The organism is Streptomyces sp. SID10853 (assembly GCF_010548145.1).
GTDB lineage: Bacteria > Actinomycetota > Actinomycetes > Streptomycetales > Streptomycetaceae > Streptomyces.
The window spans coordinates 1-6,141 of record NZ_JAAGLN010000325.1; the positions used below are offsets into that span (position 1 = coordinate 1).

8 protein-coding genes and 1 pseudogene are annotated in these 6,141 nt (G+C 70.0%); 2 read left to right on the forward strand and 7 right to left on the reverse strand.

Translation table 11 applies throughout. From position 1 onward, the window contains the following. From G3I19_RS33580 to G3I19_RS33600, 5 genes are all read right to left on the reverse strand, one after another. Positions 1-355 (reverse strand): SAM-dependent methyltransferase (locus tag G3I19_RS33580; RefSeq protein ID WP_239075008.1); only part of this gene is annotated, 355 nt, incomplete at its 3' end. 167 nt (positions 356-522) lie between these two features. Continuing rightward, positions 523-1,170, reverse strand: coding sequence for a GNAT family N-acetyltransferase (locus G3I19_RS33585; protein WP_164267491.1), 648 nt, complete (start codon positions 1,168-1,170; stop codon positions 523-525). A gap of 142 nt (positions 1,171-1,312) precedes the next feature. Next, positions 1,313-2,173 carry a MetQ/NlpA family ABC transporter substrate-binding protein gene (locus tag G3I19_RS33590; protein WP_164267492.1) on the reverse strand — a complete coding sequence of 287 codons (861 nt, stop codon included), beginning with the start codon at positions 2,171-2,173 and terminating at the stop codon, positions 1,313-1,315. A 93-nt stretch (positions 2,174-2,266) separates the two neighbouring features. Beyond that, positions 2,267-2,938 (reverse strand): methionine ABC transporter permease, encoded by a 672-nt coding sequence (locus tag G3I19_RS33595; RefSeq protein WP_164267493.1) that lies wholly within the window; start codon positions 2,936-2,938, stop codon positions 2,267-2,269. Further along, positions 2,935-4,017, reverse strand: a complete 1,083-nt coding sequence (locus G3I19_RS33600) for an ATP-binding cassette domain-containing protein (RefSeq protein WP_164267494.1) — start codon at positions 4,015-4,017, stop codon at positions 2,935-2,937. Before G3I19_RS33600 ends, G3I19_RS33595 begins: the two co-directional genes overlap by 4 nt. A 539-nt stretch (positions 4,018-4,556) precedes the next feature. Here G3I19_RS33600 and G3I19_RS33605 point away from each other — a divergent pair. Beyond that, positions 4,557-4,916 carry a hypothetical protein gene (locus G3I19_RS33605; protein WP_164267495.1) on the forward strand — a complete coding sequence of 120 codons (360 nt, stop codon included), beginning with the start codon at positions 4,557-4,559 and terminating at the stop codon, positions 4,914-4,916. 2 nt (positions 4,917-4,918) lie between these two features. Further along, positions 4,919-5,332: a hypothetical protein gene (locus G3I19_RS33610; RefSeq protein ID WP_164267496.1), complete on the forward strand. Its 414-nt coding sequence runs from the start codon at positions 4,919-4,921 to the stop codon at positions 5,330-5,332. A gap of 27 nt (positions 5,333-5,359) precedes the next feature. On the opposite strand, the gene G3I19_RS33615 is transcribed toward G3I19_RS33610, so the two are convergent. Continuing rightward, positions 5,360-5,863, reverse strand: coding sequence for a GNAT family N-acetyltransferase (locus G3I19_RS33615; protein ID WP_164267497.1), 504 nt, complete (start codon positions 5,861-5,863; stop codon positions 5,360-5,362). 36 nt (positions 5,864-5,899) lie between these two features. Then, positions 5,900-6,141: pseudogene (locus tag G3I19_RS37855) on the reverse strand (sigma-70 family RNA polymerase sigma factor); the annotation flags it as partial.

The window sequence follows — 6,141 nt, forward strand, 5'->3', positions numbered from 1 at the left end:
CGACCTCGGCGTCGTCCCACGGCATCCCGGCGCGTGCGAAGGCGGCGGCGACGGACGACACGGCGGGGACGACCTCGACCTCCAGGCCGTACTCCGGTGCGCGCAGGGTGCGGACGACCCCGTGGAAGCCGGGGTCGCCGTCGGCGAGCACCACGGCGCTGCCGCGGTGGCCGGCGATCCGGCGGGCGGCGAGGCTCACGCTGCCGAGCCGGATCCGCTCCGCGCCGGTCGGCACTTCGGGGAGTACGAGGTGGTGGGCGGCCCCGGCCACCAGCGTGGCCGCGGAGAGAGCGGACCTGGCGGCTGCGGTCAGGGGCGAGCCGTCCCAGCCGATCACCGTGACCCGGTCGGCCATCGTCGTCAGTCTCCTGGTGTTGTCGCGCGGCGGGGTGCAGGCGTTCTGCGGGTGTCCTGGCGGCCGTTCCGTCCGGGTGGACACGCGGCGGGGGCGGTCCGGGGCCGCGGGGCGGAACAGCGAGCACCCGCGAGGTTACCCGCTGCGGCCGGTGGCCGACGAGCCGGTCAGCTCCAGTCGTTGAAGGTGCCGTACCCGTTGGCATCGGCCAGCTGGTCGGCGACCCCTTCCAGGTCCTCGGGGAGCAGGCTCCAGACGATGAGGTCGGTGCGGATGTCGGTCCAGCCGCCGTCCGTACCGTTCTCGGTACGGGTGCGCGCTATCCAGGCGTTGCGCAGCACGCCCTCGCTGATGCAGCCGATCTTCTGCGCGACCTGCTGCGCGGCGGTGTTGTCGGCCGGGGTGCGCAGTTCGATGCGCTCGAACCGCAGGTCGCGGAAGAGCCACTGTGCGACGGCGAGCACCGCCTCGGTGGCGTATCCCTCACCGCGTGCCCAGGGGGCGGTGATGTAGCGGACTTCGGTGGCCATGGTGCGCCAGTCGGTGGCGCGCAGATGGACCGTGCCGACCAGCCGGTGGGTGAGGAACTCGGTGACGGCGAGGACGATCCCGCGCCCCGCGGTGCGCTCGGCCGGGGCGATCCTGCGGACCCAGCGCTCACCGTCGATGTGCTGGTAGGGGTGGGGCGCCGAGGTCCAGGCGGTGACCGCTTCGTCGTTCATCATGTCGGCCAGGGGCGGGATGTCCGCCTCCTCGAAGGGGCGCAGCACCAGCCGGTCCGTGCTGATGGAGATGTCCGGGAAGGTGGTCGTCATGCGCTGCTCCATGGCCAGGGACCGACGTAAAGCCACAGCATGCAGCATGGGGACCGGGCGCCGCATGGCCGGGTGGCCGCGGGAGGCCCCGCGTACCACGTGAGGGTACGCGGGGCCTCCGGCGGGCGGGCACGGTCGGGTGTCAGGGCTTGACGGACCCGAACGCGGGGATGACCGCACCCTTGTACTTGTCGTCGATGTACTTCTTCACCTGCGGGGAGTTGAGGAGCTTCGCGAGCTTCTCGACGCGCGGGTCCTTCTCGCTGCCCTTCTTGACGACGAGGAGGTTGGCGTACGGGTTGCCTGCCGCCTTCTCCAGGACGAGGGCGTCCTTGGCGGGGGTGAGCTTGGCGTCGATCGCGTAGTTGCCGTTGATGACGGCGGCGTCGACGTCGTCCAGGGCGCGGGGCAGCGTGGCCGCCTCCAGCTCCTTGAACTTCAGGCCCTTGCTGTCCTTGATGTCGGAGAGCGTGGCCTCGCTGCCCACCCCGCTCTTGAGGGTGATCAGCCCGTTGTCGGCGAGCAGCTTGAGCGCGCGGCCTTCATTGGTGGTGTCGTTGGGGACGGCGACGGTCTGCCCGGACTTGACGGACTTGAGGTCCTTGTCCTTCTTGGAGTACAGACCGAGCGGCTCCAGATGCACGCTGACGACGGGGACCAGGTCGGTGTGGTTCTTCTTGTTGAAGTCGTCCAGGTACGGCTTGTGCTGGAAGAAGTTGGCGTCGACCTGGCCGGTCTGGGTGGCCTTGTTGGGCAGGACGTAGTCCGTGAACTCCTTGACCTGGAGCTTGAGCCCGGCCTTGGCCGCCAGATGCGTCTTCACGTAGTTGAGGATGTCGGCGTGCGGGACGGGCGACGCGGCGACGACCAGCGGCTTGCTGGTGTCGGCCTTCGCTCCCTCGGGCTTGCTCGAAGGGTCGGACGAGGTGCCGCAGGCGGTGAGGCCGATGGCCAGGGCGGCGACGGCTGCTGCGGACGCGGATATCTTGCGGGAGTTACGCACGAAAAGTGCCTCTTTCCAGTGGTGCGGGATGTCGCCCGGACAAGGAGTGCGGGCTGTGAGCGGGTGGGACGTGGTGTGCGGAGGTGCCCCCGGCTATGCGGAGGTACGCCCCCGGCGCGCCAGCAGCCGGACGACGCCGTCGCCGATCAGCTGGATGACGGTGACGATCACGACCAGCACAATCACGGTCGCGATCATGAAGCTGTTCTCGAAGCGCTGGTATCCGTAGGTGATGGCCTTGGAGCCCAGCCCCTCACCGCCGACGGCTCCGGCCATCGCCGAGTACCCGATGAGCACGATGACGGTGGTGGTGACGGCGGAGACCAGGGACGGCAGCGCCTGCGGCAGCAGCACCTTCCTCACGATGGCCGGCACGCTGCCGCCCATCGCCTGGACGGCCTCGACCAGTCCGTGGTCGACCTCGCGGACGGCCGTTTCGACGAGCCGGGCGAAGAAGGGGATGGCGCCGATCGCGAGCGGGACGATCATCGCGGTCGGGCCGATGAAGGTGCCGACGACGAAGGTGGTGAAGGGGATCAGCGCGATCAGCAGGATGATGAAGGGCAGCGAGCGCCCGATGTTCACGATCGCGCCGACGACCTTGTTCAGCGGGCGGTTCTGGAGCAGCCCGCCCTTGTCGGTGAGGACCAGGAGCACCCCGAGCGGCAGTCCGGCCAGGACCGTGACGAGGGTGGCCCACAGCACCATGTAGAGGGTGTCGGTGGTGCCCTGGGAGAGCAGCGGCTGCATCTCGGACCAGTTCACTTGGCGTCCTCCTTGGCCGGTACGGGGTGCTCGGCGTCTGCGACTTCGGTGTCCGCCACTTCGGTGTCTGCCACTTCGGTGTCCGCCACTTCGATCTGGAGGCCCTGCTCGCGGAGGAATCCGATCGGTACGACGTTCTCGTCGAAGGGGCCGGGCAGTTCGATGCGCATCCGGCCGATCTGGTGGCCGCCGACGGTGTCCATCGCGGCGCCCAGGATCGATATGTCGATGTTGTACGTGCGGGAGAGCTGGGAGATCACCGGGCGGCCCGCGCTGTCCCCGTGGAAGGTGATGTCGATGACCGTACGGTCGGTGCCCGGCAGCGGGCCGCCCACCGGGAACAGTTCGCGGGCGAGTTCGGAGCCGGGCGTCGCGAGGAGTTCGCCGACGGTTCCCGATTCGACGACCCTGCCGCTCCTCATCAGCGCGGCCGAGTCGCAGACGGTCTTGACGACGTCCATCTCGTGCGTGATGAGCAGCACGGTGAGACCGAGCTGCTGGTTGAGGTCGCGCAGCAGGTGCAGGATCGACCGGGTGGTCTCCGGGTCGAGTGCGGAGGTCGCCTCGTCGGAGAGCAGCACCTTGGGGTCGCCGGCCAGGGCGCGGGCGATGCCGACGCGCTGCTTCTGGCCGCCGGAGAGCTGTGCGGGGTAGGACTTGGCACGGTCGGCGAGACCGACGAGGTCGAGCAGTTCGAGCGCCTTGCGGGTGCGGTCCCGGCCGGTGACGCCGAGGATCTCCAGCGGCAGTTCGACGTTGTCCCGCACGGTGCGCGACGACAGCAGGTTGAAGTGCTGGAAGACCATACCGATGCGGCTGCGGGCGGCGCGCAGCTCCCGGCTCGCGCGGTTGCCGCGGCCGGCGAGCGCGGTGAGGTCGGTGCCGTCCACGGTCACGGTGCCGGACGTGGGGCGTTCGAGGAGGTTGACGCAGCGGATGAGCGAGGACTTGCCGGCGCCGCTCTGGCCGATGACGCCGAACACCTCGCCCTCGCGGACGTGCAGATCGACGCCGTCCAGGGCGGTGACCTCACGGCCGCGCGAGGCATAGACCTTCGTCAGGCCGGTGGTGGTGATCACAGAATTTCCGTCACTGTCGAGTGCGCGGCGCGGTGTCCGCCGGCACGGGGCATTCGTCTGGAAGCGCGGCACGGCCGTCATGGTGGAGACCGGAAGGCTTACGTGCGCGTGGCCGGCCGGCTGCCCTTCCCGCGGGGGTGCGGGGGCGGACGGCCCGGCTCTCGGTCCCGCTTCGGGGCGCGGGCAGGGACCCTCAGAAGGCGCGCATTCGACACATACAACGAGCACCGGGCGTGCTGATCGCCTCGGTCGCAAGGGTGCGGCTGCTCGTCGTGGTCATGCGGCAAGTAAAGCAGAAGTGAGAACGCCCCGAGCACGCTTGTCCGTATAACGGACGGCCGTGGACACACTCCGGGGTGGCAGACCATCACCCGCGAACCGGCTCCGACCTGCGGCGACGCCATACGGAACGGAGTGCGGGCGGGCCCGGCGCACCGGTGGCGGGCGGTCCGCGCTGTGGCCAAGGCCACGACCTTGATCGCGGCCGGGCGCCGGGGCCGCGCGCGGCGGGCCGTCCGCGCCGTAATACCCTCGGCTCCATGCTTGTCGCCCTGACGGTCGCGGTCACTGTGGCCGCGCTCGCCCTCGCCGCCTGGTGCGGTTACGCCGCTTACCGGGACCAGCCCACGAAGGACTGGCACTTCATCGGGATGGCCGTCGTCTCGGTCCTCGCCCTGGCGCAGCTGGTGATCGGCATCGTGCAGCTGGCCCGCGGCGAACGGCCCGAGCAGGGCAAGGCGATCTTCATCGCGTATCTGATCGGCGCCTTCGCCGCTGTGCCCGCCGCCGGGTTCCTCTCGCTGACCGAGCGGACCCGCTGGGGATCGGTGACGGTCGCCGCGGGCGCGGTGGTGCTGGCCGTGCTGGAAGTCCGGCTCTACGACATCTGGGGAAACTGACGATGACCACAGCTGAGGAGAAGCCCCGGTACGAGCTGGGCACCGGTCCCGGCCGGGTACTCGTCTGGTTCTACGGGGTGTTCACGGTCGCGGCGGCCTCCCGCTCCGTCGTCCAGATGATCATGGACTTCGGGAAGGCGCCACTGGCCTACTCGCTCTCGGCCCTGGCCGCCCTGGTGTACGGCTTCATCACGTACTCGCTGGTGCGCGGGGGCGAGAAGGCCCGCCGGGCGGCGCTGGTGTGCTGCGCCGCCGAGCTGGTCTTCGTCCTCGTCGTCGGCACCTGGACGCTGGCGTCGCCCGGCTCCTTCCCGGACGCCACGGTCTGGTCGGACTACGGGATGGGCTACCTCTTCATCCCGGTGATCCTGCCGGTGCTCGGCATGCTCTGGCTGCGCAGGGCCGCCAGGAACTGACGGCCCCGCGCGACGCCGCCCGACGCCTCAGGCGCTCTTCACGTACGAACGCGTCCCGGCTTCCTTCTCCAGGGTCACCACCGTGACCGTGCCGCCCGCCCGGTCGGTGGAGACCGGTACGTACCCATGGCTGCGGTACAGCCGCAGATTGCCCTCGCTCCGGTGGCCGGTGAACAGCTGGAAGCGCCTGGCGGCCGGATCTGCGGCGAACTTGGCCTCGATGGCGGTGAGCAGCCGGCCGCCGATGCCGTGCCGCTGCATCCTGGGGTGCACGATCAGTTTGGCTATCCGGGCCGTGCCCGAAGCGTCCACCCCGCCGCGTACCGATGCGACCACCTCGTCGCCCAGGCGTGCCACCAGCCCGTGGCCTCCGGCGAGTTCGGCCCGGAGCGCGTCGAGCGTCTGCGTGAGCGGCTCGATGGAGTAGTCACCGTAGAGCTCGGCCTCGCTCTGGTAACACAGGTACTGGAGTTTCAGAATCTGCTCGGCGTCCTGCGCGGTCGCCGCTGAGATGGTCACGCTCATGCCCATGTGCGCATGCCTCCCGCTCACCTGTTCACCGGATGTCTAACGCTCCTTTCCCCACCGGCCCCCGGCTGCAACCTCCGCCGTCAGGATTCTCCGCAGACATCCCAGACATCGGGAACGAACCGGCCCCAGGCTCCCCTGTGACATACCCAACTCCCCCGCGATCTCCCGGTAGGTGGGGTCGGCGGGCGAGAGCAGCGCGGTGAGCAGCCGGGGACAGCGCCCGGGTGTGCGGCTCACCGCGGCGCGCACCGCACGGCGCCGTTCGGCCGCGAGCACGG

What these genes read in the sequence shown, in the direction of transcription:
- G3I19_RS33585 (WP_164267491.1), bottom strand. Translation starts at nt 1,170, where the DNA reads ATGACGACCACCTTCCCGGACATCTCCATCAGCACGGACCGGCTGGTG.
- G3I19_RS33605 (WP_164267495.1), top strand. Translation starts at nt 4,557, where the DNA reads ATGCTTGTCGCCCTGACGGTCGCGGTCACTGTGGCCGCGCTCGCCCTC.
- G3I19_RS33610 (WP_164267496.1), top strand. Translation starts at nt 4,919, where the DNA reads ATGACCACAGCTGAGGAGAAGCCCCGGTACGAGCTGGGCACCGGTCCC.
- G3I19_RS33615 (WP_164267497.1), bottom strand. Translation starts at nt 5,863, where the DNA reads ATGGGCATGAGCGTGACCATCTCAGCGGCGACCGCGCAGGACGCCGAG.